Raw genomic sequence first — 24,757 nt, 5'->3', positions numbered from 1 at the left:
GAACTTTGCGTCGGCCTGGGCGCCGTTCACTCCCAGTCGAATGCGGCGTATACAGGGTATTCGAGCTGGATGTCCCTTTCCCCGGCAGCGACCCGTTGCCGGGCCTCGCTGCGCAGGCGGAGTAAGTCCCGGGGTAGCTGGGTGCGCATCTGGTAAAGCTGCTGCCAGTAATGCTCGAAGTCCTCGTCCTGCTCTCCGTTCACCCTGGCGGCCAGCATGGGGCCGACAACCTTGAAGCCAGTGTAAATGCGTCTCGCCTGGCGCTGCTCGAAGGCGTCGATCTTCCCCAGGAGCGTGTCCAGGGTATCCCCGGTAAGGGCTGGCGCCCCTTTTCTGGCCTGGCGGCGAAGTCTGTCCAGGGTCTCGCCGGGGCCGAAACTGGCAGCACTGCCCCAGATATGCACGCGATCGCGGTTCAGCAGGTTGCCGGTTGCTGGATCGATCAGCAGGGCGGTGGGGGTACCGAAAATCACTGGCAGGCCGAAGCGGCGATTCACGGCAAAGTTCTGGTCGAGGAACCCCACATTCACATACTGGATCACAAACTCCCGCTCAAGCTTTGCAGCAAAAGACGGTTCCTGCAGGTTGGTGGCCAGGGCGCGACTGTCGTGGCACCAGTTGGCGCCCATCACGATAAGGGCGGTCTTGCCCTCACTGCTGGCGCGGGCCAGGGTCCGGTCGACCTCTGTCATGGTATCGGCAAGGGGCTGGTAAACACGCCCCGAGGCACTGTCCGCCGCTGCGGTGAGGCTGGTCAGTACCAGGGCCAGGCTGAAAAGAAGGGGCTTCACTGGTCGGGGGTCTCCTGTGGCCGTGAGCGGCCATTATTGCCCATTTCCCTAAGACGGCGCAGCTCCGACCCATTCCGGGGGCGGTGAGAATGTGGGGCTGCCTTCCCTCGGCAAAACTGGCCGCCCCCGTGAACCTATTGGCCATCCGGCCTGCCTGTTTCCGGCTTCTACTTCTATCAGGAACTGACGGGCTCGTTCGTCTACCTGATGTAAGTGTTTGCTAACTTTTGTGGCGCCAAATTCAACGATTTAAACTTAAAGTGATCTCTTAAGTGCAAAAAGTAAGTGCTTGCTCTTCGGGGCAAATCCGCTGCCAAAAACTGTGTGATTTCTGACCGGTCCGGCTGCAGGCCGCGAATTTACTGGGATTTCGCGGCGTTTTACTTTCGATTTCCTTGACTTTAGGCAAGCCAGATTTATAGTGTCGAAAGTGGAGAAAAGTGGAAATTTGTGGGTTTTGGTGGTTTATTCGTGTTTGTGAGTGGGTATTTACATCGCACGAATGAAAAGCGCGCAATTTTTCACCAGTAATAAACAGTAATAACGGGGAGCTCGCGGGTGGTCCGACCGCGCACTTGGAACCAAAGTGTATTTAGGCAGCCACGCAATCAACATGGACGCCAAGGGGCGTCTGGCGATTCCGGCGCGTGTCAGGGACACGCTGCTGGAAGATTGTGGTGGGCGCCTGGTGGTGACCGCGCACACTGAAGAGCGTTGCCTGCTCGTGTACCCCGAGCCGCAGTGGCAGGAAATTCTACCCAAGATCGAATCCCTTTCCAGTTTCAATAAAGTGGCGCGTCGTGCGCAGCGACTGTTGATCGGTTACGCCTGCGAGCTGCAGGTGGACGGCAACGGTCGTGTACTGATTCCACCGACCCTGCGTGAATACGCCGGGCTGGAGAAGAAATTGATGCTCGTGGGCCAGGGCAAGAAGCTGGAGCTCTGGAGTGAGGAGGGCTGGATGTCCTGGCTCGACGACAGTGAAGGTGAGGGTGAGATGCCGGAGGAAATGGCCTCGCTCTCCCTGTAAACCGATAGGAGAAGACCTGGGTGTCGCAAGAGTTGCATCGCAGTGTGTTGTTGCGCGAGGCCGTGGACGCCCTGGTCACCGACCCGGGCGGTTTTTATATCGACGGTACGTTCGGTCGTGGCGGACACAGTGCCGCGATCCTGGAGAAGCTGGGAGAGCGCGGCGAACTGCTGGGGATCGACAAGGATCCGCAGGCGGTGGCGTACGCGCGCGAGCGCTTTGGCGGCGATGACCGCTTCACGATCTGGCATGGCTCATTTGCCGATATGGCCGAGGCTGCTTCCGGGCGCGAAGGGCAGGTCAGCGGCATCCTGCTGGATCTGGGTGTTTCCTCGCCACAGCTGGACCAGGCTGAGCGTGGATTCAGTTTTATCCACGACGGGCCGCTGGATATGCGTATGGATACCAGCAGCGGCCAGAGCGCCGCGGAGTGGGTGAACAGCGAATCCGAGGCCGAGATGGCGCGGGTTTTCCGCGAGTACGGTGAGGAGCGGTTTGCCCGCCGGATGGCCGCAGCCATTGTCCGTCGCCGGGCGGAACAGCCGTTTGAGCGAACACTGGACCTGGCCGAAGTGGTGAAGGCGGCCAATCCGGCATGGGAGAAAGGCAAGCATCCGGCCACGCGGGTGTTCCAGGCCATTCGCATCCATGTGAATGGCGAACTGGAAGACTTGCAGCGGGCTCTCGAGGCGGCGATCGCGTTGCTGGCACCCGGGGGGCACCTGGTGGTGATCAGCTTCCATTCGCTTGAGGACCGGATGGTAAAGCGCTTTATCCGCGAGAAAGAGCGCGGCCCGCAGTTGCCGAAAGGGCTGCCGGTGATGGATAGCGAGATTAAAAAAACGCTGCGCTCGGTGGGCAAGGCGGTCAAGGCAGAGGCGCAGGAGGTTGGTGAAAACGTGCGCTCCCGCAGTGCGGTGATGCGCGTGGCGGAGAAACTCTGATGAACAACCGGCGCATGTTGATTGTGGTTTTTTTGTGGGTGGCGACATTGGTCTCCGCCCTTGGCGTCGTTCACACCACGCAGCAAAGCCGCGCACTCACCGCCGAGCTGGTGCAGGCACAGAAACAGCGCGATGAATTGCGCTATGAGCAGGAGCGGCTGCTGTTGGAGCGGGGTGCCTGGTCCGCCTACAGCCGCATTGAGCGCGAAGCACGTGACAGACTGGGAATGCGTGCTCCAGAGGCCGGTGAGCGAATCATTGTTCCCACAGAATAATTTGAAGAGAAAGTAAAAGGCGCTAGCAAGCGCCGGGGCCTTTCCAGGCAGGCCTGGTAAAACAGATGCGTACAGGGAGCCTTATGGGCGCAGTGAAAAAACAGCAACCGCAGATGGGTATTGCCCGCTGGCGCTTCGCGCTGGTGGCAGTACTGCTGTGCCTGCTGGCCCTGGCCCTGGTGCTGCACCTGGCGCGGTTGCAGGTGGTGCCGGAGGCGGAGCGCGGTTATCAGTTCCTGCAGGATCAGGGCCGGGCACGCACCATCCGCACTGAGGAAATCGCTGCCTATCGTGGCGCCATCCTGGATCGCAACGGCGAGCTACTGGCGGTCAGTACACCGGTGCAGAGCTTGTGGGCCAACCCTCAGGTCCTGCGTGAGGCGGACTCCGGGACGCTCCGCCGGCTGGCCGGTGCCTTGCGGATGAAGCCCGCATCACTGGCGAAGCGGCTCGAAAAATATCGCAACAAGGAGTTCATGTACCTGCGTCGCCACTTGGCGCCGGAGGAAGCTGGTGAGGTGCTGGCGCTGGATGTTGCCGGCGTATACAGCAAGAAAGAGTATCGCCGCTTTTACCCGGCCGGAGAGGTGGTGGCGCAGCTGGTGGGCTTTACCAATATCGATGACCGTGGACAGGAAGGACTGGAGCTGGCCTACAACGACTGGCTGACCGGTCAGCCAGGCCGGCAGCAGGTGGTCAAGGACCTGAAAGGCCGTGTGGTGCGTGATCTGGCGACCCAGCGGGAGGCCCACCCCGGGCGGGATTTGCGTCTGAGTATCGACATGCGCCTGCAGTATCTGGCCTATCGTGAATTGAAGCGTGCGGTCGCCGAGAACGGGGCCGCCTCAGGCTTTATTACGATTCTCGATACCCGTAGCGGCGACGTGCTGGCCATGGCCAACCAGCCCTCGTTCAACCCGAACAACCGCAAGGGCGTAAGCGCGGCAGCGATGCGCAACCGGGCCCTGATTGACCAGTTCGAGCCGGGCTCAACCGTGAAACCGCTGACTGTGCTGGCGGCCCTGGAAACCGGTCGCTACCAGCCGCATACGCAGATCGATACCACACCGGGCTATATCCGCCTGCCGGGTAAGACCCTGTTGGACCCGGTGAATTACGGCAAGATCGACCTGACGCGCGTGATCACCAAGTCGAGCCAGGTGGGGATTACGAAAATCGCCATGGATCTGGAACCAAATTCCGTGCGCGAACTCTTTTACCGCTTGGGGCTGGGGGAAGCGGTTGGCAGCGGGTTCCCGGGGGAAACGCCGGGCGTGTTGCCGAGTCGCAGTCGCTGGCACCCGATTGAGCGCGCCAATTTCGCCTTCGGCTATGGGCTGACGGTGAACGCGGTGCAGCTGGCCCAGGCGTACAGTGTCTTTGCCAATGCCGGGCTCAAGCGCCCGGTTTCGCTGGTTCTGTCAGGGCGGAGAGACAAAACAGCGGAGCGCGTGGCGGAAGAGCCACTGGCCAGGGAAGTGACCGCCATGCTGGAGACAGTGATCAGTTCCGAGGGCACCGGCAAGCGCGCGGACGTAGAGGGCTACCGGGTTGCCGGCAAGACCGGCACGGTGCACAAGGTGGGCAGCGAAGGGTACGCCGACAATCGCTACCGTTCCGTATTTGCGGGCTTTATTCCCGCAGACAACCCGCGCCTGGCGGCAGTGGTGGTGATTGATGACCTCAGTCACTCGAAATATTCCGGCGGCAAGGTGGCCGCCCCGGTTTTTGGCAAGGTAATGACTGGTGCCATGCGGCTATTGCAGGTGCCACCGGAGCATATCGAACCTGCTGAAACGCAGCTGGCAGTGCAGTTAAGCGAAAGAGGTAATAAATCGTGAATCAGCGCGGGCAAACCACGAAGACCGTTTCCCTGCAGCAGCTCGTGCCTGGCTATGCCGGCATCCCGGCAGTTGAGGTGAGCGGCGTCGCCCTGGACAGCCGACAGGTAAAACAGGGCGACCTGTTTATGGCATTGCGTGGCAGCGTGGCTGATGGCCGCGAATTTATCGATAGTGCCATTGCGGCCGGTGCTGCTGCCGTGCTTGCCGATGGCGACAGTCTGCGGACCGAAACCCGTGATGGTGTCGAGGTGGCTTATGTGCCGGGCCTGGGCAAGCGTGTCGGCGAAATCGCCGCGAGGTTTTACGGTCACCCGACGGAATCCATGTACCTGGTGGGTGTCACCGGTACCAATGGCAAATCCACCTGTGCTTACCTGACCGCGCAACTGCTGGCGGCACATTATGGCAAGGCGGCGGTGATGGGTACCATCGGCAATGGCATCTGGGAAAAGGGTGAAATCCAGCTGCAGGAGACTGGGCTCACCACGCCGGACCCCGTGCGCCTGCAGGCGGACTATGCCGACTTCCGCGATCGCGGTGTTCGCGCGGCGGCAATGGAGGTTTCCTCTCACGCCCTGGCCCAGGGGCGGGTGCACGGCCTGGTGTTCGATACGGCCATTTTTACCAACCTGTCCCGGGATCACCTGGATTACCACGGCAACATGACGGCATACGGGGCGGCCAAGGAAAAACTGTTTGGCCTGCCCAAACTCAAGCGCGGCGTGATCAATATCGACGATCCGTTCGGCGCACAGCTGCTCGAGCGCTGCAAGCTCCGGAACCTGCGGGTAATCAGCTACGGCCTGCAGCAGGGAGACCTGCATGTTAACGACCTGCGGCGCGACGAGGGTGGCTTTTCCGTGCAGCTGACCACCCCCTGGGGCAGCGGCGAACTGCGGGCCCCCCTTATCGGGGACTTCAATATTCACAATGCGCTGGCTGTGGTCGCGGCAGTGGCTGCGGCGGGTGTCCCGCTGGACGATATTCTCGCGACCTTCCCTTCCATCCGGGCGGTACCCGGGCGCATGGAACGGGTGGCGGCCGGGAATGGCGATGTGAGCGTCCTGGTGGACTACGCCCACACGCCCGAAGCGTTGCGGGCTGCACTGGCAGCGGCGCGGCCCTACTGTCGCGGCAAGCTCTGGTGTGTTTTCGGGTGCGGTGGTGATCGCGATACCGGCAAACGGGCACCCATGGGGCGCATCGCCTCAGAGATGGCTGACCGCGCCATTGTCACCAGCGACAACCCTCGCAGTGAGGACCCGCAGAAAATAATCGATGACATCCTCGAGGGAGCAGCAAGCAATATCGAGGTGGAAGTGGACCGTGCAGCGGCCATCCGCCAGGCGGTCAGTGCAGCGGAGCCTGGTGACATTGTGCTGATCGCAGGCAAGGGCCATGAGGACTACCAGGTTATCGGTACTGAGAAAATCCACTTCTGCGACCGTGAGCAATCCGCGCGCGCACTGGAAGCACGCATGGCTGGCAGCGCCGGGGAGGCATCGTGATCAGTCCGCTAACCCTGCAACAACTGCAGAATCGCTTCGGTGGCGAGCTGGTCAATGGCTCGGTGGAATTCGCGCAGGTATGCACCGACACCCGCAGACTCGATGCGAATGCCATCTTCGTCGCCCTGGTTGGTGAAACTTTCGACGCACATGAATTTGCCGCCGACCTGGACGGCAAGGTGCTGGGCCTGGTGGTCGAGCACCAGATTGAAGGCTGTGGATTACCGCAGTGGGTCGTCAGGGATACCACCATAGCACTTGGTCAGATTGGCCGGCTTTGCCGCGAACAGTTTAAAGGCCCGGTGCTGGCGATTACCGGATCCTGCGGCAAGACCACGGTCAAGCAGATGCTGGCGGCAATTTTTGGCCAGAGGCATACCCCCTGTGTGACGCAGGGCAACCTGAACAACCAGTTTGGTGTGCCCATGACCCTGTTCGGTCTCAGCGCCGAACACGATGTGCTGATTCTTGAAATGGGTGCCAACGGCCCCGACGACATCGGCTACCTGTGTGGTATTGGCCTGCCGCAGGTGACGGCGGTCAACAACGTCAAGCCGGCGCATGTCGAGGGGTTTGGCTCGGTGGCCGGCATCGCCGCCGCCAAGGGCCAGATTTACACCAGCCTCGAGCCGGGCAGCACCGCAGTGATCAACACCGACGATGACTTTGCCGATTTCTGGCTGCGCAATATGCCCGACGATGTGGAGACACTGAATGTCGGCCTGGGCCGGGACTGTGCGGTTTTTGCCGAGAACATAGAAGTGGGCGCCGATGCCTGCCCGTCATTTGACCTGGTAATCGAGGGGGTGACGCACAGGGTGCAGTTGAAGCTGATGGGCGAGCATAACGTCCACAACGCCCTGGTGGCCGCCGGTTGTGCTTTCGCCGCGGGCATACCGGCGAAAGAAATCGCCTCGGGGCTGGAATTGGCTGGTGGCGTTGCCGGGCGCCTGCAAATGCTGCGTGGCCGTGCGGGTGAGACAGTGATCGACGACAGCTATAACGCGAATCCGGGATCGGTGGCCGCCGCCATCAACCTGCTGGCCCAGCGGCCGGGCAGGAAGATTCTGGTACTGGGGGATATGGCGGAACTGGGCGCCGATGCCGAGGCGATGCATCGGGAGGTGGGCGAGCTGGCGGCCAATCGCGGCCTGGACGGGCTCTATACCTTTGGTCCACTGGGTGCGGCTGCCACCGAGGCGTTTGCTGCGGTAAGCGGCGATAACGCCCACAATTTTTCCGAGCGCGCGCGGCTGGTCGCCGCGCTAGAGAGGGATTTGACCAAAGAAACCACGGTGCTGGTAAAGGGGTCCCGCAGTGCCCGTATGGAAGAAGTGGTACAGGCACTGACACAAACCGGGGACGGAGAAGGGGATAACTGATGCTGCTCTGGCTGGCAGAACTATTACAACAACACGTGAGCGCCTTTGCGGTGTTCAATTACCTTACTGTGCGGGCAATCCTGGGGGCGCTCACTGCCCTGGGCATGTCACTGCTGGTGGGACCACGGATGATTACCTGGCTGAACCGGCTGCAGGTGGGCCAGGCCGTGCGTGATGACGGGCCGCAAACACACCTGAGCAAGTCCGGCACCCCGACCATGGGCGGGACCCTGATCCTCGCCGCGATCTTTACCGGTGCGCTGCTCTGGTCCGACCTCAGCAACCGCTATGTATGGGTGGTATTGCTGGTGACATTTATTTTTGGTGCCGTCGGCTTTGTCGATGATTACAAGAAGGTAGTGGAGAAAAACCCCCGTGGCCTGATCGCGCGCTGGAAGTATTTCTGGCAGTCGGTGGCGGGCCTGGGAGCTGCGATTTATCTATATGCCAGTGCCACCAGTCCGGCAGAGACACAGTTTTTTGTGCCCTTTTTCAAGGATGCGGTTCTGGACCTGGGTCCGGTCTTCTTTATTGCACTGACTTACTTCGTGATTGTGGGCTCGAGCAATGCCGTGAACCTCACTGATGGACTGGATGGCCTGGCGATCATGCCCACGGTCATGGTCGGGGGTGCCCTTGGTGTCATCGCCTATCTCTGTGGCCATGTGGAGTTTGCCGAATACCTGCACATTCCGTCGATCAGTGGCGCCGGCGAGCTGGCGGTGTTCTGTGCTGCGCTCGGCGGGGCCGGGCTCGGCTTCCTGTGGTTCAACACGTACCCGGCCCAGGTCTTTATGGGTGACGTCGGAGCGCTGGCGCTGGGTGCAGCGCTGGGGGTGATTGCCGTGATCACCCGTCATGAAATTGTGCTCTTCATCATGGGGGGCGTGTTCGTGATGGAGACGGTCTCGGTGATCCTGCAGGTGGCTTCATTCAAGCTGACCGGTAAGCGGATTTTCCGCATGGCGCCGCTGCATCACCATTTCGAACTGAAAGGCTGGCCGGAGCCGCGCGTAATCGTGCGCTTCTGGATTATTACCGTGGTCCTGGTGCTCGCAGGACTGGCGACATTGAAATTGCGCTGAATGAAAACGCGGCGCTGAGAAAATTATGACGTTGATCGCGACATCGGAGAAAAAAGTGGTTATCGGCATGGGCGCTACCGGTCAATCGGTGGTGCGTTACCTGCTGCGTGCCGGTTTCTCCCCGGTGGTTGTCGACAGCCGCAGCGAGCCACCGGGCCTGGAGGATTTCCGGGCTGCGTTCCCGGATGTGCCGGTGGAAACCGGTCCACTGAATCCCGAGACCCTGCTCGCCGCCAGTGAAATTGTGGCCAGCCCCGGTGTGTCCCTGGCCGAGCCCGCATTACAGCGGGCGGCCGCGGCAGGCATCCCGGTGATTGGGGATATCGAGCTGTTTGCGCGGGAGCTGGCAGCGCGGGAAGAACCGCCAAAAATCGTCGCAATCACCGGTTCTAACGGTAAGAGCACGGTAACCACCCTGGTGGGCATGATGGCCGAGGAGGCCGGCATCGACGTGCGCGTGGGCGGCAATATCGGAGTGCCGGTGCTGGACTTGCTGGCACCGGCGGATGCGGGGCAGCCCGCACTTCTCCCGGAACTGTTTGTGCTCGAACTGTCGAGTTTCCAGCTCGAAACCACGTTTTCCCTGGCTCCTGAGGTGGCGACGATTCTCAACCTGAGTGCGGACCACATGGACCGCTACCCGGATATGGCCGCGTATCACCGGGCCAAGCAGCGGATTTATCGCCACGCGCACCAGCTGGTGATCAACCGCGCTGACCCGCTGACACGCGGCCCCCTGTCCCGTGACAGCCGCGAGTGGAGCTTCGGACTCGATCGGCCGGACCTGGGGCAGTTCGGGCTGTTGCAGGATGGTGTAGGCAATGACCCGGCCACCACCTGGCTGGCACGTGGGCAGGAGAAACTGCTGCCGGTGAGTGAGCTGGCAATGGTGGGAAGTCATAACACGGCCAATGCCCTGGCAGCGCTGGCGCTGGGCAGTGCAGTCGACCTGCCGATGCACGCGATGCTGGCGGTGCTTGGCCGTTTTCGCGGCCTGCCACACCGCTGTGAACGTGTCGCTGACGTGGACGGTGTGATCTATGTGAACGACTCCAAGGGCACCAATATCGGAGCCACCCGTGCCGCGCTCGAGGGGCTGGCCAGCGGCAGCCGCAAGATCGTGCTGATCGCGGGTGGCGAAGGCAAGGGCGCCGATTTCTCGGTGCTGGCGGAGTCCGCGGATACCGTGCGGGCGCTGGTTGCCATTGGTGTGGACGGACCGCGAGTCGCCGAGGCGTTCCGTGGGCGCGTCACAATTGTGCCAGCCGATGATATGGATGCGGCGGTGCAGTCCGCGCGGCAGTTGGCGCAACCGGGTGACTATGTGCTGCTATCGCCGGCCTGCGCAAGCTTTGATATGTATCGCAATTTTGAGGCGCGAGGTGATGACTTCCGCCGCGCGGTGGGCGAGCTGCCGGAAAACCGGGCAGGGGGTGTGGCATGAGCCGGATCCCGCAGGCTACTGAAAAGGAATTCAACCTGGACTGGATGCTGCCATTTTGCGTTCTGGCACTGGTAAGTATTGGCGTGGTGATGGTGGGGTCCGCCTCAATTGCATTCGCCGCGGACCAGTATGGCGATGCCTGGTACTTCCTGAAGCGTCACCTGGTATTCCTCGGCCTGGGCGGCTTGGTGGCACTGGTGGTCAGCCAGGTCTCGCTCTCGGCCTGGTCGCGCCTGTCGTGGCCGCTGCTGCTGTTTTCCTGCCTGTTGTTGCTAGCGGTGCTGGTACCCGGCGTAGGGCGCGAGGTAAACGGCAGTCGCCGTTGGCTGGTATTCGGCCCGATCACGGTGCAGCCGGCGGAAGTGGCGAAGTTCTGCCTCCTGGTGTTTTTCGCGAGTTTCCTGACTCGCCGCAACCAGCAGCTGCGCCACTGGAGCAGCTTCATGATCCCGGTGGTGATTCTGGGATTGGTTGCCATGTTGCTGCTGATGCAGCCTGACTTTGGTTCCGTGGTGGTGATTTCCGGGACGGTACTGGCGATGGTGTTCCTCGCCGGAGCACGCCTGCCGCATACGTTCCTGTTGGTGGGGCTTGCGGCGAGCGCCCTGGCGCTGTTGGCGATGCTGAGCCCCTACCGGCTACAGCGCCTGACTACATTCCTGGACCCCTGGGGCGACCAGTTTGCCAGTGGCTATCAGTTGACCCAGTCGCTGATTGCCTTTGGCCGCGGCGAATGGTTCGGCGTAGGCCTGGGAAACAGCGTGCAGAAGCTGTTTTACCTGCCTGAGGCGCACACAGATTTCATCTTCGCAATCCTGTCGGAGGAGTGGGGCATGGTCGGCGGCCTGGTGGTCATCGCCCTTTTCAGCCTGCTTACCCTGGCACTGCTGCGACTGGTACGAGAGGCACTGGCACGACAGAAGATTTTTGCCGCATTGCTGGCGTTTGGTATCGCTGTGATGCTGGCCGGGCAGGCGTTCGTGAATATGGGGGTCGCCTCAGGGCTGCTACCCACCAAGGGGCTGACGCTGCCATTTGTCAGTTCCGGAGGCAGCAGCCTGGTAGTGTGCTGTGCGCTGTTCGCACTGGCGCTGCGGATCCAGTCAGAGTTGCGCGGTGATGAGGAACAGGATCAGTCGGCAATGGCGAAAATCCGGCACCTGCCAATTTTCAACCCGCTGCAGATGGGGGACCGGGACATGAAAGGGGAGGCGGCATAATGACAGCGACTGAACCGTCATTTGCCGGTCGGACCTTCCTGGTCATGGCCGGAGGGACCGGCGGACACGTTTTCCCGGCGCTGGCAGTGGCGCGGGCACTGATTGCCCGCGGTGCGCGGGTCGAATGGCTGGGTACAGCACGGGGCATTGAGTCGCAGCTGATCCCCGATGCCGATATCCCGCTGCATGTGATTTCTGTCGAGGGTGTACGCGGCAAGGGGAAACTGGCGCTGCTCAAGGCCCCGTTGCAGGTGTCCAGGGCAGTGATGCAGGCGCGTGCTGTGGTGAGGAAGGTCAAACCGGACGCGGTACTCGGTTTCGGTGGTTTTGCCTCCGGGCCGGGTGGAGTGGCGGCAAAGCTGAGTCGGGTACCGCTGATTATTCACGAACAGAACGCAGTGGCCGGAACCACCAACCGGTTGCTGGCTAAGATTGCCAACCGGGTACTGGAAGCGTTTGACAGCGGCCTGCCCCATGCAGAGCAGGTGGGTAACCCGGTGCGGGAGGAGATTGTGGCCCTGCCAGCCCCGGAAGAGCGCGTGGCGCGCGAGCGCCCGCTGCGCTTGCTGGTGCTGGGGGGCAGCCTGGGGGCGGTGGCGATCAACGAGCTGGTGCCGCAGGCGGTAGAGATGCTGCAGCCGGAAGAGCGGCCGCTGATCGTGCACCAGGCCGGCACGCGACACCTGGACCTGGCTCGCGAGGCATATAGCCAGGCCGGGGTGGAGGCCGAGGTCGTACCGTTTATCAGCGACATGGCGGCGGCCTATGGCCATGCGGACCTGGTGGTCTGTCGTGCCGGCGCCTTGACCGTATCTGAGGTCGCGGCGGCAGGGGTCGGCGCAATCATGGTGCCTTTCCCGTTTGCAATCGACGATCACCAGACCAAAAACGGTGAGTGGTTGCAGCAGGCAGGCGGCGCGGTGGTTGTGCAGCAGGAAACCCTGACGGCAGAGCAACTGGCAGAATTGATGGGCGGGCTGTTTGCACAGCCAGAGAAACTGGTAGCCATGGCACGGGCCGCGCGCAGCGTGGCGGTAACGGATGCCACCGAGCGCGTGCTTGCCGCATGTGCTGAAGAAATCAAAGGGCGATGAGGTAAGTTGAATATGTCGGCCGGTGAACAGGTACAGCAACAAAATTTCAGCGTGCCCACTATGCGGCGGATACGCCGCATTCACTTTATCGGTATCGGTGGTGCCGGTATGAGTGGTATTGCCGAGGTGCTGCACAACCAGGGATACGACGTCTCCGGTTCCGACTTGCGTGAATCCAGTGTGACCGAGCGCCTGCGAAAACTGGGCATCACCATCCATATCGGCCACGGCGCGGACAATATCCGCGGGGTGGACGTGGTGGTGAACTCTTCGGCAGTGCAGGGTGACAACCCGGAAATACTGGCCGCGCGTGAAAACCGGATCCCGATCGTGCGTCGGGCCGAGATGCTCGGTGAATTGATGCGCTACCGCTACGGTATCGCGGTGGCCGGAACCCATGGCAAGACCACCACCACGAGCCTGATCGCATCGATCTTTGCGGCCGACCACAAGGATCCCACATTTGTCATTGGTGGCCTGGTCAACGCTGCCGGGGCTAACGCCGCGCTGGGTGAGAGTAAATACCTGATTGCGGAGGCAGACGAAAGCGATGCCTCGTTTATCCACCTGCAGCCGATGGTAACCGTGATTACCAATATCGATGCCGACCATATGGAGACCTACGGCGGCGATTTCGAAAAGGTAAAGCAGATCTTTGTGGATTTTGTGCACAACCTGCCGTTCTATGGCCTGGTTGTGGTCTGCGGGGACGATGCCAATATTCGCGAGGTGATTCCGCAGCTGTCGCGCCCCGTGTTCACGTATGGGTTTGAAGAGGGCAACGATTTCCGCATCACCCGGGTCAAACAGGAGCCACTGCGCAGCCATTTCAGCGTACAGCGGCCGGACGACAGTGTGCTGGAGGTCTGCGTGAATACACCCGGGATCCACAACGTGCTGAATGCGACGGCGGCTATCGCAGTGGCGACCGAGGAAGGGGTTGCCGACGAGTCGATTCAACGAGGGCTCGAGGGATTCCAGGGCGTAGGCCGTCGCTTCCAGATCTTCGGTCACTACGCAGTAAGTGATGACGCGGAAGCGGAAAAAGTGATGCTGGTGGATGACTATGGTCATCACCCCAGGGAAGTCGCAGCCACTATCCAGACTGTGCGCGACGGCTGGCCGGACCGGCGACTGGTGATGATCTACCAGCCGCACCGTTACACGCGCACCCGCGACCTGTTCGAGGACTTCGTGCAGGTGCTTTCGAAAGTCGACAAGCTGGTACTGCTGGATGTGTACAGTGCCGGGGAAACACCGATACCCGGTGCCGACGGTCGCACCCTGGCGCGGAGCCTGCGCAATCGTGGACAGGTTGACCCGATTTTTGTCGAGACCATCGAGCAGGTGCCTCCGGTGCTGGCAGACCTGCTGGAGCCGGGCGATATCGTACTGACCCAGGGGGCCGGCAACGTCGGTGCCCTGGCGCAGCAACTGGCCGCGTGGCGACTGGGCGATGACTCGAGCGAGGACTAAGCCTGCGAGCACCAGGCGTCCGGCGCGGGGGGCGGTAAGGAGCGCTCCGGCAAAGGAAAAAACAGAGTCCGTGCGCAAGAAGAATTCGCGACGCGGTGCCCGGCGCCGCGGGGCGAAAGAGCAGCCACCACGCCGGCTGCTGCCGGCCCTGGTAATGCTGCTGGCGGTGGCAACGGTGATGGCACTGGCCTACGGCGTGGTATGGACCTGGCAGCGCATGCCGGTCCAGGAACTGAGTCGGGTCGATGCACTGGAGCATGTCCGGGTCAGGGCACCCTTTCGGGCAGTGACGCGGGAACAGGTCGAGGAATTGATGTTGCCGTTCCTGCAGCGCGGTTTCTTTGCCCTGGATATCAAGGGCATGCGGGCGGCGCTGCTGGCGAATCCCTGGATTGACCGGGCGTCGGTCAGCCGGCGCTGGCCGCGCGGAGTGGAAATTGAAATCGAGGAGGCCACTCCGCTGGCTTCCTGGGGGAAAGACAGGCTGTTGGTGGCGAGCGGTCACCTGCTGCCGCGGCCGCAACATATGCAGACAGGTCGCCTGCCGGAGCTGGCGGGTGACGAGGAGCTGGTGGAGCGCATCATGGCGCAGTACCAGGCGCTCGCGGGGCTGTTGACCACGCGGGATATGGAAGTAAAGCGGTTGTCTTTTGACGACCTGGCCGGATGGCACCTGGAACTGGTCTCCGGCATTGAGCTGCACCTGGGGCACGATGAACTGCTGGAGAGGGTAAATCGGTTTCTCAGCCTGAGCCGCGGTGTGCTGGCTCCCCACCTGGAGCGGGTCACGCGGGTGGATACACGGTACAGCAATGCCGTGGCGGTGCAGTGGAAAGATAAAGAAGTGAGTGAGTAGGCGCGGCGCTCGCGCCGTCGGGATAACTATTTTAAAGCGAGCGCAGGGTTCTGGAACGTTATTGGGAATGCGTGCCGGAACACTGTTCAGCGAGGTTGGTACAAAAATGACACAAGCATCCGATCACCGCATGATCGTGGGACTGGATATCGGCACTTCCAAGGTAGTGGCCATCGTCGGCGAAGTGAGTGGCGACGGCGAACTGAATATTGTCGGCATCGGTTCCCACCGTTCTACCGGGATGAAAAAAGGTGTGGTTGTGAATATCGAGTCCACGGTGCAATCGATCCAGCGCGCGGTCGAGGAAGCCGAGTTGATGGCGGGCTGCGAGATTCACTCGGTCTATGCGGGTATCGCCGGCAGCCATATCCGCAGCTTGAATTCACACGGGATTGTCGCCATCAAGGACCGCGAGGTTACCCAGCAGGACCTTGACCGGGTGATTGATGCCGCGCGGGCGGTCGCGATCCCGGCGGACCAGAAAATCCTGCACACGCTGCCGCAGGAGTTCCTGATTGATAACCAGGAAGGTGTCAAGGAACCGCTGGGGATGTCCGGTGTGCGCCTGGAGGCCAAGGTACATCTGGTCAGCGGTGCGGTGAACGCTGCGCAGAATATTGAAAAGTGTATCCGCCGCTGCGGCCTGGAAGTCGAGGACATCATCCTCGAGCAGCTCGCATCCAGTTACGCAGTATTGACCGATGACGAAAAAGAGCTGGGTGTATGCATGGTGGATATCGGTGGGGGGACCACTGATATCGCGGTCTTTACCGGTGGTTCTATCCGGCACACGGGCGTGATCCCGATCGCCGGCGACCAGGTGACCAACGACATTGCCATGGCGCTGCGCACGCCCACGCCGCACGCTGAAGAATTGAAGATCAAGTATGCGTGCGCCCTGGCCAAGCTGGCACGGGAAGGTGAGACCATCAAGGTGCCCAGTGTGGGAGATCGCGAACCCCGCGACCTCTCTCGCCAGGCCCTGGCCGAGGTGGTGGAGCCACGCTACGACGAACTTTTTACCCTGGTGCAGGCGGAACTGCGCCGCAGCGGCTTCGAGGATCTGTGTGCGGCGGGAATCGTGCTGACCGGTGGCTCTTCCAAGATGGAGGGAGCTGTCGAGCTGGCCGAGGAAATTTTCCACATGCCGGTGCGTCTCGCGGTGCCGCAGGGGGTAGCCGGGTTGACCGACATTGTCAGCAATCCGATTTACTCAACCGGTGTGGGGCTGCTGATGTATGCCATGCAACAGGAGGAAGTCGATCTGTCCGGCCAGCGCCCGGTACGGCAGGAAAACCTCTGGTGGGACAAGGTAAAGCACTGGTTTCGCGGCAACCTGTAAGTACTCCGGAAGGTTTGCGTGGTATTGAGGGGCAGTGTGTTGCGTGAACCGGGAGGACCCACAGGGGTCGCAGAAAAAAATTTATTCAGGACCGAACGATAAATTTTGACATGAGCAAAAAAGGGGAACAGAGATGTTCGAACTAGTCGATAGCGTACAGGACAAGCCTGTCATAAAAGTGATCGGTGTCGGCGGTGGCGGCGGTAATGCCGTCAAGCACATGATTCTGAGCGAAGTTGAGGGTGTGGATTTCATCTGCGCCAACACTGATGCGCAGGCTCTGAAAGACATCGAGGCCCGTACCATTCTGCAACTGGGCAACAATATCACCCGCGGCCTGGGTGCCGGCGCCAACCCGGATGTGGGTCGCCAGTCAGCCCTTGAGGACCGCGAGCGTATCGCCGAAGTGCTGCAGGGCGCCGATATGGTGTTTATCACTGCGGGCATGGGTGGTGGCACGGGCACTGGCGGTGCGCCAATAGTCGCTGAGATCGCCAAGGACCTGGGAATCCTGACTGTCGCTGTCGTCACCCGCCCGTTCAAGATCGAGGGGCGCAAGCGGCAGCAGGTGGCCGAGGAGGGTATCCTCGAGCTGCGGGACAAGGTGGATTCCCTGATTACCATCCCGAACGATCGGCTGCTGGAAGTGCTCGGTAACAAGATCACCATGAAGGCCGCGTACAACGAGGCCGACAACGTGTTGCTGGGCGCCGTGCAGGGTATCGCGGACCTGATGATCCGCCCGGGCATCATGAATGTGGACTTCGCCGACGTACGCACCGTGATGTCCGAGATGGGCATGGCAATGATGGGTTCTGGTTCCGCAGTGGGTGAAAACCGTGCCCGTGAAGCCGCGGAGAAGGCCGTCCGCAGCCCGCTGTTGGATGACGTCAACCTGCAGGGAGCTCGCGGTATCCTGGTTAATATCATCACCGGCAGCGAAGATGGCGGTTGTCAGGAGCTGACCCTGGGTGAGTACTCAGAGGTGGGTGAAATCGTCCAGGAGATTGCCTCCGACGACGCCACTGTGGTGATCGGCACCGCCGTGGATGACAAGCTGGGCGATGAGATGCGCGTGACCGTGGTTGCTGCGGGTCTTGGCGAGGCTTCCCAGCAGGCTGCGCGTCCCACCAAGGTGGTGGATAACACCCGTCGCCAGGAGAGCCGGGAGCCCCAGAAGCCGATGGGCAGCCAGGGGCTGGCGGGCCGGGATGCGGCTGAAGTCCGCCCGCGCACAGAGACTGAACGTCCCAAGCGCCAGGCGACAGCAGCCCTGAACCCGACCGATGATATGGAGTACCTGGATATCCCGGCTTTCCTGCGCCGCCAGGCCGACTGACCCGTTGGTGTCCAGCCGCGGGCGCGGCAAACACACCGCTCATGTCAGCCCGGCCCTCGGGCCGGGCATCGTCGCGCCTGCGGTTGGCCCGGTGGTCACGGATCTCCGGGGCCGCTTTACCTTTATTAACCTCGCGTTCAGCGAGATCGCTGTACCATAGAAAATGCACACGGCTTTGCCGTAGAGTTGGCGTGGTTTGCCTTGCTCTAGGCTATTCTGTGTATAGGGTGCGGTGAAGGGCCATGACTCATAAGGCAGTTGTGGTTTTGGCGTAATTTTTCTGCTATGCTCGCCGGCTTGCTGCGGCATTTGTGCCGTTTACCGACTGGGATACGACCGATACATGATCAAACAGCGTACTCTTAAAAATGCTATTCGCGCCACCGGCGTGGGCCTGCACACTGGTAAGAAGGTTGTCCTGACCCTCAAGCCGGCGCCTGTAGACAGTGGCATTGTGTTCCGTCGCATGGACCTCGACCCGGTGGTCGAGATCGAGGCGCGGGCCGAGAATGTGGGTGACACCCTGCTGTCCACCACCCTGGTCAAGGGCGATGTTCGCGTTGCCACGGTCGAGCACCTGTTGTCTGCCATGGCGGGTCTGGGTATCGACAATGCGATCGTCGAGCTCAGTGCCCAGGAAGTGCCGATCATGGACGGCAGCGCCGGACCGTTCGTTTTCCTGATTCAGTCCGCTGGTATCCAGGAGCAGTCGGCGCCGAAGAAATTCCTGCGCATCAAGAAGCCGGTTACTGTGGAAGAGGGCGATAAAGTCGCGAGCTTCCTGCCGTTCAATGGCTTCAAGGTGTCTTTCACCATTGATTTCGATCACCCGGTTTTCCAGGGGCGCAATCTGAGCTCCTCAGTGGATTTCTCCAGCACCTCCTTCGTCAAAGAGGTGAGCCGTGCCCGGACTTTCGGTTTTATGCACGAGATCGAATACCTGCGCTCCAAGGGTCTGGCCCAGGGCGGTAGCGTGGACAATGCCATCGTGATCGACCAGTACCGCATTCTGAACGAGGGTGGATTACGGTACGAAGACGAATTTGTTAAGCATAAGATCCTGGACGCCATCGGTGACCTGTACCTGCTGGGTACCAGCCTTATCGGTGAATACAAGGCTTTCAAGTCCGGTCATGCGCTGAACAACAAGTCCCTGCGCACCCTGATGGCGCAGGAAGACGCGTGGGAGATGGTGACTTTCGAGGATGAACAGGAAGCGCCGATCTCGTACGTTAAGCCGATACTGGCTGTCTAAGCGAAAGATAAAGAGCCGGCACGAAAATTGCCGGCTTTTTTCTGTCTGAATTCCTGCGGCCGGCGCCAACATGCGCCAGTGCCGTTTTATTGGGTCGACCCCTGTTACAGTGGATGTTCTGGTCGGCCAAGATGCCAATGGAAAGGCGTGAGGATGGCCCGGCTCGGGGGAGTCGGTGCTGCAGACCACAAGAACGATACACGTAAACGTATTGCAATCCACACGCGCCGGTTATGAAAATTATTCTCGTCAATGAACGTGGGGGAACCCGCAGTTTCCGTTTCGGCAGGCTGAGCAAGGCCCTGCTGGGATTGTGCCTGATCGGTATGCCCGTGGGAGCTTTCCTGGTGGGAGTAAACCTGCCGGTGGCTGACTCCGATGTATTTGATTCCCGTACCGCCAAGGCCTGGGGCAAGGCCCTGCGCAAGCAGCAGGTGGAAATCGAAGAGGCCGACCAGCAGGCCCGCGAACAGCTGACCGCCCTGACCGTCAAGCTCGCCGAGATGCAGGCGCGCCTGACCCGCCTGGATGCCCTGGGTGAGCGACTGGTCACAGTGGCCAAGCTGGATGAGAACGAATTCCAGTTCGGTACCGCACCAGCGCTGGGTGGCCCGGAAGAACCGGGTGAAGGCAGCTCCGCCGATTTCCCTTACCAGCAGCCCGATTTCATGGGCGCGTTCGAAAACCTGTCCGAGCAGATCGAGGATCGCCAGCTGCAGCTGTCCACCATCGAGTCCGTGCTGGCGAACCAGCAGTTGCAGGATGAGCAGTTCCTCGCTGGCCGCCCCATCAGCCGGGGCTGGATGTCGTCCCGCTACGGTTACCGCACCGACCCGTTCAGTGGCCGTCGCTCCTGGCACAAGGGGGTGGATTTTGCCGGCAAGAACGGTTCCGACGTGGTGGCGGTCGCCGCCGGGGTGGTGACCTGGGCCGAGGATCGCTATGGCTACGGCAACCTAGTGGAAATCAATCACGGCAATGGCTACAAGACCCGCTACGGTCACAACAGTGAGATCAAGGTCGAACTGGGCGAAGTGGTGAAAAAGGGGCAGGTAATCGCCCAGATGGGATCCAGTGGCCGCTCCACCGGCCCCCACGTGCACTTCGAAGTGTACAAGAACGACCGGCCGGTCGATCCAGCCAGCTACATCCGCCGTAACGGCAGATAACAACTATCCTCTCCATACCGCGCTGCGACAGGCCTCCCCGGGGGAGTTGCCAGTCGTGGCGCCTTCCTGTTTACTTGCAACCCTTGTTGGAATCCGGTGCCAGCGCCCCGATATAAGCAGATATATCCCGGTTACCGCCTGAGGAGGCGGGCCGACAGAACCGGGCCGCAGAAGACCTGCACCGCAATATAAAGATTGAGTGGTTTTTAGAGAATGATTGGCAAACTGATAAAAACGGTCTTTGGGTCCAAAAATGACCGCGAGCTGAAGCGTATGCGCCGTGCCGTGACCCGGGTGAACGCGCTGGAAGAGGAATACAAGCAGCTCGACGACGCCGCCCTGAAAGCCAAGACCGAGGAGTTCCGCAAGCGGATCGCGGACGGTGAGACCCTGGACCAACTGCTGCCGGAGGCGTTTGCCGCAGTGCGCGAGGCCAGCCGGCGTGCCCTGGGGCTGCGCCACTTCGATGTGCAGCTGATCGGTGGCATGACCCTGCACGAGGGGCATATTGCCGAGATGCGCACAGGTGAGGGCAAGACCCTCGTTGCGACCCTGCCGGCCTACCTGAACGCCCTGGAGGGCAAGGGCGTGCATATCGTGACGGTCAACGACTACCTGGCGAGCCGCGACGCCAACTGGATGCGCCCGGTCTACGAGTTCCTGGGCATGACTGTGGGCGTGATCATGTCCCAGCAGCACCCGGACGACAAGAAAGCCGCCTACCAGGCTGATATCACCTACGGTACCAACAACGAATTCGGTTTCGATTACCTGCGCGACAACATGGTCCTGCGCAAGGAAGACCGCACCCAGCGCCCGCAGAACTTCGCCATTGTCGATGAGGTGGATTCCATCCTGATCGATGAGGCGCGTACACCGCTGATCATCTCCGGTCAGGCCGAGGACTCCTCGCAGCTGTACCTGGCCATGAACAAGCTGATTCCCAAGCTGGAGCGCGCGGAAGAGGGTGGCGAGGGCCACTACTCGGTGGACGAGAAGACCCGCCAGGTGGAGCTGAATGAGGAGGGGCACCAACTGGTGGAAGACCTCCTGACCCGCAGCGGCCATATCCGTGAGGATGACTCCCTCTACGCACCCGGCAACCTGGGCCTGCTGCACCATGTGCATGCGGCACTGCGCGCCCATGTCCTGTTCCATCGCGACGTGGACTATATCGTCCAGAACGGTCAGGTGGTGCTGATTGACGAGCACACCGGCCGCACTATGCCGGGCCGCCGCCTGTCAGAGGGCCTGCATCAGGCACTGGAGGCAAAAGAGGGCGTGCAGATCCAGAGTGAGAGCCAGACCCTGGCTTCCACCACTTTCCAGAACCTGTTCCGTTTCTATCCCAAGCTGGCCGGCATGACCGGTACCGCGGACACCGAGGCGTTCGAGTTCCGCCAGATTTACGGCCTCGACGTGGTGGTGATCCCAACCAACAAGCCGAAGCAGCGGGATGACCTCAATGACCTGGTGTACCTGACCAAAGAAGAGAAGATGGATGCCATCATCGAGGACATCAAGTACTGCCGTGACAAGCAGGCGCCGATCCTCGTGGGTACCGCCTCGATCGAGACCTCCGAAGAGATGTCCCAGCGCCTGACCAAGGCCGGCATCAAGCACCAGGTGCTGAACGCCAAGTACCACGAGAAGGAAGCGCAGATCATTGCCCAGGCCGGTCGTCCGGGCACTGTTACCATCGCCACCAATATGGCGGGCCGCGGTACCGATATCGTGCTGGGCGGTAACTGGGAGGCCGAGGTTGAGGAGCTGCGCCAGGAAAAGGGCAGTGACCCGTCCGAGGCGGAGATCGAGAAGCTCAAGGAAGGCTGGCAGCAGCGCCACGATACCGTGATCGAGGCCGGCGGCCTGCATATCATCGGTACCGAGCGCCACGAGTCGCGCCGGATCGACAACCAGCTGCGTGGCCGCGCCGGTCGCCAGGGCGACCCGGGGGTGACCCGCTTCTACCTGTCCCTGGAAGACAACCTGATGCGTATCTTCGCCTCTGACCGGGTGAAGAACTTCATGCAGATGCTGGGCATGGAGAAAGGCGAGGCGATCGAGCACCGCATGGTGTCCAATGCCATCGAGAAGGCCCAGCGCCGCGTTGAGGGGCGCAACTTCGATATCCGCAAGCAGCTGCTGGAGTACGATGATGTCGCCAATGACCAGCGCCAGGTGATCTACGGCCAGCGTAATGAGCTACTGGAAGCGGAGAATATCAGCGATACCATCACCGCTATCCGCGAGGATGTGGTCCACGAGCTGGTTTCCAGCTTCGTGCCGCCGCAGAGCGTGGAGGAGCAGTGGGATATCCCGGGCCTGGAGAAGCAGCTGGCCGGGGAGCTGGGCCTGGAGCTGCCGGTACAGCAGTGGCTGGACGAGGACCGTACCCTGCATGAGGAAAGCCTGCGGAAGAAGATCGTGGCGGCGGCCCAGGAGGCCTACGATGCCAAGGTGAAGCGTGTGGGTGAATCCACCGGCGACCCCAACATGATGGCCACGGTAGAGCGCCAGATCATGCTGCAGGTGCTCGACCAGCTGTGGAAAGAGCACCTGTCCAGCATGGATCACCTGCGCGCGGGTATCGGGTTGCGCGCCTACGCCAACAAGAACCCCAAGCAGGAGTTCAAGCGGGAGTCGTTCCATCTGTTCCAGAGCCTGCTGGAAAACCTCAAGCATGAGGTGATCCGCGTGCTGGCCCATGTGGAACCCATGACCCGCGAGCAGATGGAGGAAATGGAACAGCGCCGCCTGGAGGCACAGCGTCGCCAGGAACTGGAGCTGCGCCACGCAGAGGCTTCCGCCATACCCCAGGATGCAGAGGCGTCTGAGGCGGCGGCACCGGAGCCGGCCCGCCGGGGACCCAAAGTGGGCCGCAATGACCCCTGTCCCTGCGGTTCCGGCAAGAAGTTCAAGCAGTGCCACGGCAAGCTGACTTCTTCGGCGCAGAGCTGAGGATATAGCCAGGTCCGCGATTGCGCGGCCCGGCAACACGCGAGATGCCCCGCCCATGCGGGGCATTTTTTTGGGTGGGGCGCTGAATATTATGCGGCTGTTGTTTTTTTATTCCGCAGAAACATTTGATTGAGAGCCTGTTAAGCTCTGATAATGTCGCGCTTTCCCATCAATTGCCCCCGGCCACGCGCAGTGCGCCGGGGCGTCCAGACCTGGAGGCGGCCGGCTGCCGTAAGCACCATGCCCGAGACATCACTTCCTGCAGTGCCGGGGATCCGCCTGGCCAGTGTGCCCGCAGGGATCAAGGACTGGCAGCGCGACGATCTGCTGCTGCTGGAGATTGCACCTGGAGCCAGCGTCGCCGCCACCTTCACCCAGAATGCCTTTTGTGCGGCGCCGGTGACGGTGGCCAGGGCGCACCTGGGTAGCGGCAGTGTTCGTGCGCTGCTGGTGAATGCCGGCAATGCCAATGCCGCCACCGGCGAGCGTGGTATCAGTGATGCACGTGCCTGCTGTGCCGCGGTGGCTGACGCGCTGGGGATCGGTCCGGAGCAGGTATTGCCTTTCAGCACCGGCGTGATCGGCGAGCATTTGCCGTTGCAGAGGCTGGTGGATGCCATCCCGTTCGCCGCCGGTTCACTGGCAGGAGAGGCCTGGGATGCCGCGGCAGCTGCCATCATGACAACCGATACCCGTGCCAAGGGTGCCAGTCGCAGGGTGAAGGTGGGAGACCTGTGGGTCACGGTGACCGGTATCGCCAAGGGCTCCGGCATGATCCAGCCGAATATGGCCACCATGCTCGCCTACGTGGCCACCGATGCCGCGATCGACCAGGCGTTGCTGGATACCCTGGTGCGGGAGGCCGTGGACGCCTCATTCAATCGCATCAGCGTGGACGGCGACACCTCCACCAACGATGCCTGCGTGCTGATCGCCACCGGTGCCACCGGACCGCTGATGTCGGACCCTGGCGATACCGATTACCAGCGTCTGAAGCAGGCGGTGACCGAGGTGCATGTCGAGTTGGCACAGGCGATTGTCCGTGACGGTGAGGGCGCGACCAAATTTGTCACTGTCCAGGTGGACGGTGCTGCCAGCCCGGAAGAGGCATTACGGGTGGCCTTTGAAGTAGGCGAGTCTCCACTGGTCAAGACTGCGCTCTATGCGTCCGACCCCAACTGGGGCCGGCTGGTGATGGCCATCGGCAACGCCGGTGTTGACCGACTGGATCCGTCCGGTGTGGATATCTACCTGGACGATGTGCAGGTGGTTGAGGCCGGAGGGCGTGCACCGGGCTACTCGGAAGCGGCGGGCCAGGCGGTATTCGACCGGGCCGAGTTTAGGGTCCGTGTCGCCCTCGGCCGTGGCGCCTGCAGTGAGCATATCTGGACCTGCGACTTCTCCCATGAATACGTCACCATCAACGCAGAGTATCGCAGCTGACGCGCTCTGACATGCATGCCGGTCCCTGCCATTGCGATTCACCGTCCAATAGCAGGGTCAGGGGCTATAACTATCGGGACGCCTGATGGCATGTGAAGAGGAATGCAGAAGTGAGAAAAGTGATTTATGCGATCCTGATTGTGATTGCCGTGCTTGCCGTGATGCGGACCTGTGTTCCGACGGTGGATGCCTGCGCAGCAAAAGGCCCGCTGGCGCCAGCGGGTAACGATGTCGGCCAATCTGAAATGCCGTAGGTCCGTGGCACCGGTAATGGCATTGATGCCGGTTGAGAAGTGCCG

At 61.4% G+C, this 24,757-nt stretch carries 20 protein-coding genes; 19 read left to right on the top strand and 1 reads right to left on the bottom strand.

Translation table 11 applies throughout. The features are described 5' to 3' along the window. Positions 1-26 precede the first annotated feature (26 nt). A complete protein-coding gene (locus LVD11_RS08005) occupies positions 27-791 on the bottom strand; it encodes a thioredoxin family protein (RefSeq protein WP_237057711.1) in 765 nt (254 codons plus the stop codon). A gap of 586 nt (positions 792-1,377) precedes the next feature. Between LVD11_RS08005 and mraZ the strand changes: the two genes are divergently transcribed. From mraZ to LVD11_RS07910, 19 genes are all read left to right on the top strand, one after another. Further along, positions 1,378-1,821, top strand: coding sequence for a division/cell wall cluster transcriptional repressor MraZ (mraZ, locus tag LVD11_RS08000; RefSeq protein WP_237057709.1), 444 nt, complete (start codon positions 1,378-1,380; stop codon positions 1,819-1,821). Positions 1,822-1,841: 20 nt separating this feature from the next. Next, positions 1,842-2,765, top strand: coding sequence for a 16S rRNA (cytosine(1402)-N(4))-methyltransferase RsmH (gene rsmH / locus LVD11_RS07995; protein WP_237057707.1), 924 nt, complete (start codon positions 1,842-1,844; stop codon positions 2,763-2,765). Continuing rightward, on the top strand, positions 2,765-3,040 hold the full coding sequence (gene ftsL / locus LVD11_RS07990) for a cell division protein FtsL (RefSeq protein WP_237057705.1): 276 nt from the start codon (positions 2,765-2,767) through the stop codon (positions 3,038-3,040). The genes rsmH and ftsL overlap by 1 nt, the downstream gene beginning before the upstream one ends. An 83-nt stretch (positions 3,041-3,123) precedes the next feature. Further along, entirely contained in the window at positions 3,124-4,881 is a 1,758-nt protein-coding gene (locus tag LVD11_RS07985) for a peptidoglycan D,D-transpeptidase FtsI family protein (protein ID WP_237057702.1), read from the top strand. Then, the gene (locus tag LVD11_RS07980) at positions 4,878-6,392 is read left to right on the top strand and encodes a UDP-N-acetylmuramoyl-L-alanyl-D-glutamate--2,6-diaminopimelate ligase (RefSeq protein ID WP_237057699.1); all 1,515 of its coding nucleotides are present in this window, start codon (positions 4,878-4,880) and stop codon (positions 6,390-6,392) included. Before LVD11_RS07985 ends, LVD11_RS07980 begins: the two co-directional genes overlap by 4 nt. Continuing rightward, the gene (locus LVD11_RS07975) at positions 6,389-7,774 is read left to right on the top strand and encodes a UDP-N-acetylmuramoyl-tripeptide--D-alanyl-D-alanine ligase (RefSeq protein WP_237057697.1); all 1,386 of its coding nucleotides are present in this window, start codon (positions 6,389-6,391) and stop codon (positions 7,772-7,774) included. The genes LVD11_RS07980 and LVD11_RS07975 overlap by 4 nt, the downstream gene beginning before the upstream one ends. Next, complete coding sequence (gene mraY / locus LVD11_RS07970) at positions 7,774-8,859, top strand: phospho-N-acetylmuramoyl-pentapeptide-transferase (RefSeq protein ID WP_237057695.1); 1,086 nt, start codon at positions 7,774-7,776, stop codon at positions 8,857-8,859. The genes LVD11_RS07975 and mraY overlap by 1 nt, the downstream gene beginning before the upstream one ends. A 25-nt stretch (positions 8,860-8,884) precedes the next feature. Then, complete coding sequence (gene murD / locus LVD11_RS07965) at positions 8,885-10,303, top strand: UDP-N-acetylmuramoyl-L-alanine--D-glutamate ligase (protein ID WP_237057693.1); 1,419 nt, start codon at positions 8,885-8,887, stop codon at positions 10,301-10,303. Next, positions 10,300-11,523, top strand: a complete 1,224-nt coding sequence (ftsW, locus tag LVD11_RS07960; RefSeq protein ID WP_237057691.1) for a putative lipid II flippase FtsW — start codon at positions 10,300-10,302, stop codon at positions 11,521-11,523. The genes murD and ftsW overlap by 4 nt, the downstream gene beginning before the upstream one ends. Further along, a complete protein-coding gene (gene murG, locus LVD11_RS07955) occupies positions 11,523-12,617 on the top strand; it encodes an undecaprenyldiphospho-muramoylpentapeptide beta-N-acetylglucosaminyltransferase (RefSeq protein ID WP_237057689.1) in 1,095 nt (364 codons plus the stop codon). The genes ftsW and murG overlap by 1 nt, the downstream gene beginning before the upstream one ends. A 12-nt stretch (positions 12,618-12,629) precedes the next feature. Beyond that, complete coding sequence (murC, locus tag LVD11_RS07950) at positions 12,630-14,093, top strand: UDP-N-acetylmuramate--L-alanine ligase (RefSeq protein ID WP_237057687.1); 1,464 nt, start codon at positions 12,630-12,632, stop codon at positions 14,091-14,093. Positions 14,094-14,163: 70 nt separating this feature from the next. Beyond that, entirely contained in the window at positions 14,164-14,949 is a 786-nt protein-coding gene (locus tag LVD11_RS07945) for a cell division protein FtsQ/DivIB (RefSeq protein WP_237057685.1), read from the top strand. A 106-nt stretch (positions 14,950-15,055) separates the two neighbouring features. Beyond that, positions 15,056-16,291, top strand: coding sequence for a cell division protein FtsA (gene ftsA, locus LVD11_RS07940; RefSeq protein ID WP_237057683.1), 1,236 nt, complete (start codon positions 15,056-15,058; stop codon positions 16,289-16,291). A gap of 133 nt (positions 16,292-16,424) precedes the next feature. Then, positions 16,425-17,630: a cell division protein FtsZ gene (ftsZ, locus tag LVD11_RS07935; RefSeq protein WP_237057681.1), complete on the top strand. Its 1,206-nt coding sequence runs from the start codon at positions 16,425-16,427 to the stop codon at positions 17,628-17,630. A gap of 343 nt (positions 17,631-17,973) precedes the next feature. Then, complete coding sequence (gene lpxC / locus LVD11_RS07930; RefSeq protein ID WP_237057679.1) at positions 17,974-18,885, top strand: UDP-3-O-acyl-N-acetylglucosamine deacetylase; 912 nt, start codon at positions 17,974-17,976, stop codon at positions 18,883-18,885. Positions 18,886-19,118: 233 nt separating this feature from the next. Next, positions 19,119-20,054, top strand: a complete 936-nt coding sequence (locus tag LVD11_RS07925; RefSeq protein WP_237057677.1) for a M23 family metallopeptidase — start codon at positions 19,119-19,121, stop codon at positions 20,052-20,054. A 213-nt stretch (positions 20,055-20,267) separates the two neighbouring features. Continuing rightward, positions 20,268-23,015, top strand: coding sequence for a preprotein translocase subunit SecA (gene secA, locus LVD11_RS07920; protein WP_237057675.1), 2,748 nt, complete (start codon positions 20,268-20,270; stop codon positions 23,013-23,015). Positions 23,016-23,255: 240 nt separating this feature from the next. Beyond that, entirely contained in the window at positions 23,256-24,458 is a 1,203-nt protein-coding gene (gene argJ, locus LVD11_RS07915; RefSeq protein ID WP_237057673.1) for a bifunctional glutamate N-acetyltransferase/amino-acid acetyltransferase ArgJ, read from the top strand. Between the two features lie 110 nt (positions 24,459-24,568). Next, positions 24,569-24,712, top strand: a complete 144-nt coding sequence (locus LVD11_RS07910) for a hypothetical protein (protein ID WP_237057671.1) — start codon at positions 24,569-24,571, stop codon at positions 24,710-24,712. The last annotated feature ends 45 nt before the right edge of the window (positions 24,713-24,757 follow it).

The organism is Microbulbifer sediminum (assembly GCF_021729035.1).
GTDB lineage: Bacteria > Pseudomonadota > Gammaproteobacteria > Pseudomonadales > Cellvibrionaceae > Microbulbifer > Microbulbifer sediminum.
The sequence above is the reverse complement of the archived record's forward strand: the minus strand, read 5'-3'. Positions and strand labels throughout refer to the sequence as shown.

Excerpts from the sequence above, each read along its gene's own strand:
- ftsL (WP_237057705.1), top strand. The coding sequence starts at position 2,765 with ATGAACAACCGGCGCATGTTGATTGTGGTTTTTTTGTGGGTGGCGACA.
- LVD11_RS07985 (WP_237057702.1), top strand. The coding sequence starts at position 3,124 with ATGGGCGCAGTGAAAAAACAGCAACCGCAGATGGGTATTGCCCGCTGG.
- mraY (WP_237057695.1), top strand. The coding sequence starts at position 7,774 with ATGCTGCTCTGGCTGGCAGAACTATTACAACAACACGTGAGCGCCTTT.
- murD (WP_237057693.1), top strand. The coding sequence starts at position 8,885 with ATGACGTTGATCGCGACATCGGAGAAAAAAGTGGTTATCGGCATGGGC.
- ftsW (WP_237057691.1), top strand. The coding sequence starts at position 10,300 with ATGAGCCGGATCCCGCAGGCTACTGAAAAGGAATTCAACCTGGACTGG.
- murG (WP_237057689.1), top strand. The coding sequence starts at position 11,523 with ATGACAGCGACTGAACCGTCATTTGCCGGTCGGACCTTCCTGGTCATG.
- murC (WP_237057687.1), top strand. The coding sequence starts at position 12,630 with ATGTCGGCCGGTGAACAGGTACAGCAACAAAATTTCAGCGTGCCCACT.
- ftsA (WP_237057683.1), top strand. The coding sequence starts at position 15,056 with ATGACACAAGCATCCGATCACCGCATGATCGTGGGACTGGATATCGGC.
- ftsZ (WP_237057681.1), top strand. The coding sequence starts at position 16,425 with ATGTTCGAACTAGTCGATAGCGTACAGGACAAGCCTGTCATAAAAGTG.
- lpxC (WP_237057679.1), top strand. The coding sequence starts at position 17,974 with ATGATCAAACAGCGTACTCTTAAAAATGCTATTCGCGCCACCGGCGTG.
- LVD11_RS07925 (WP_237057677.1), top strand. The coding sequence starts at position 19,119 with ATGAAAATTATTCTCGTCAATGAACGTGGGGGAACCCGCAGTTTCCGT.
- secA (WP_237057675.1), top strand. The coding sequence starts at position 20,268 with ATGATTGGCAAACTGATAAAAACGGTCTTTGGGTCCAAAAATGACCGC.
- argJ (WP_237057673.1), top strand. The coding sequence starts at position 23,256 with ATGCCCGAGACATCACTTCCTGCAGTGCCGGGGATCCGCCTGGCCAGT.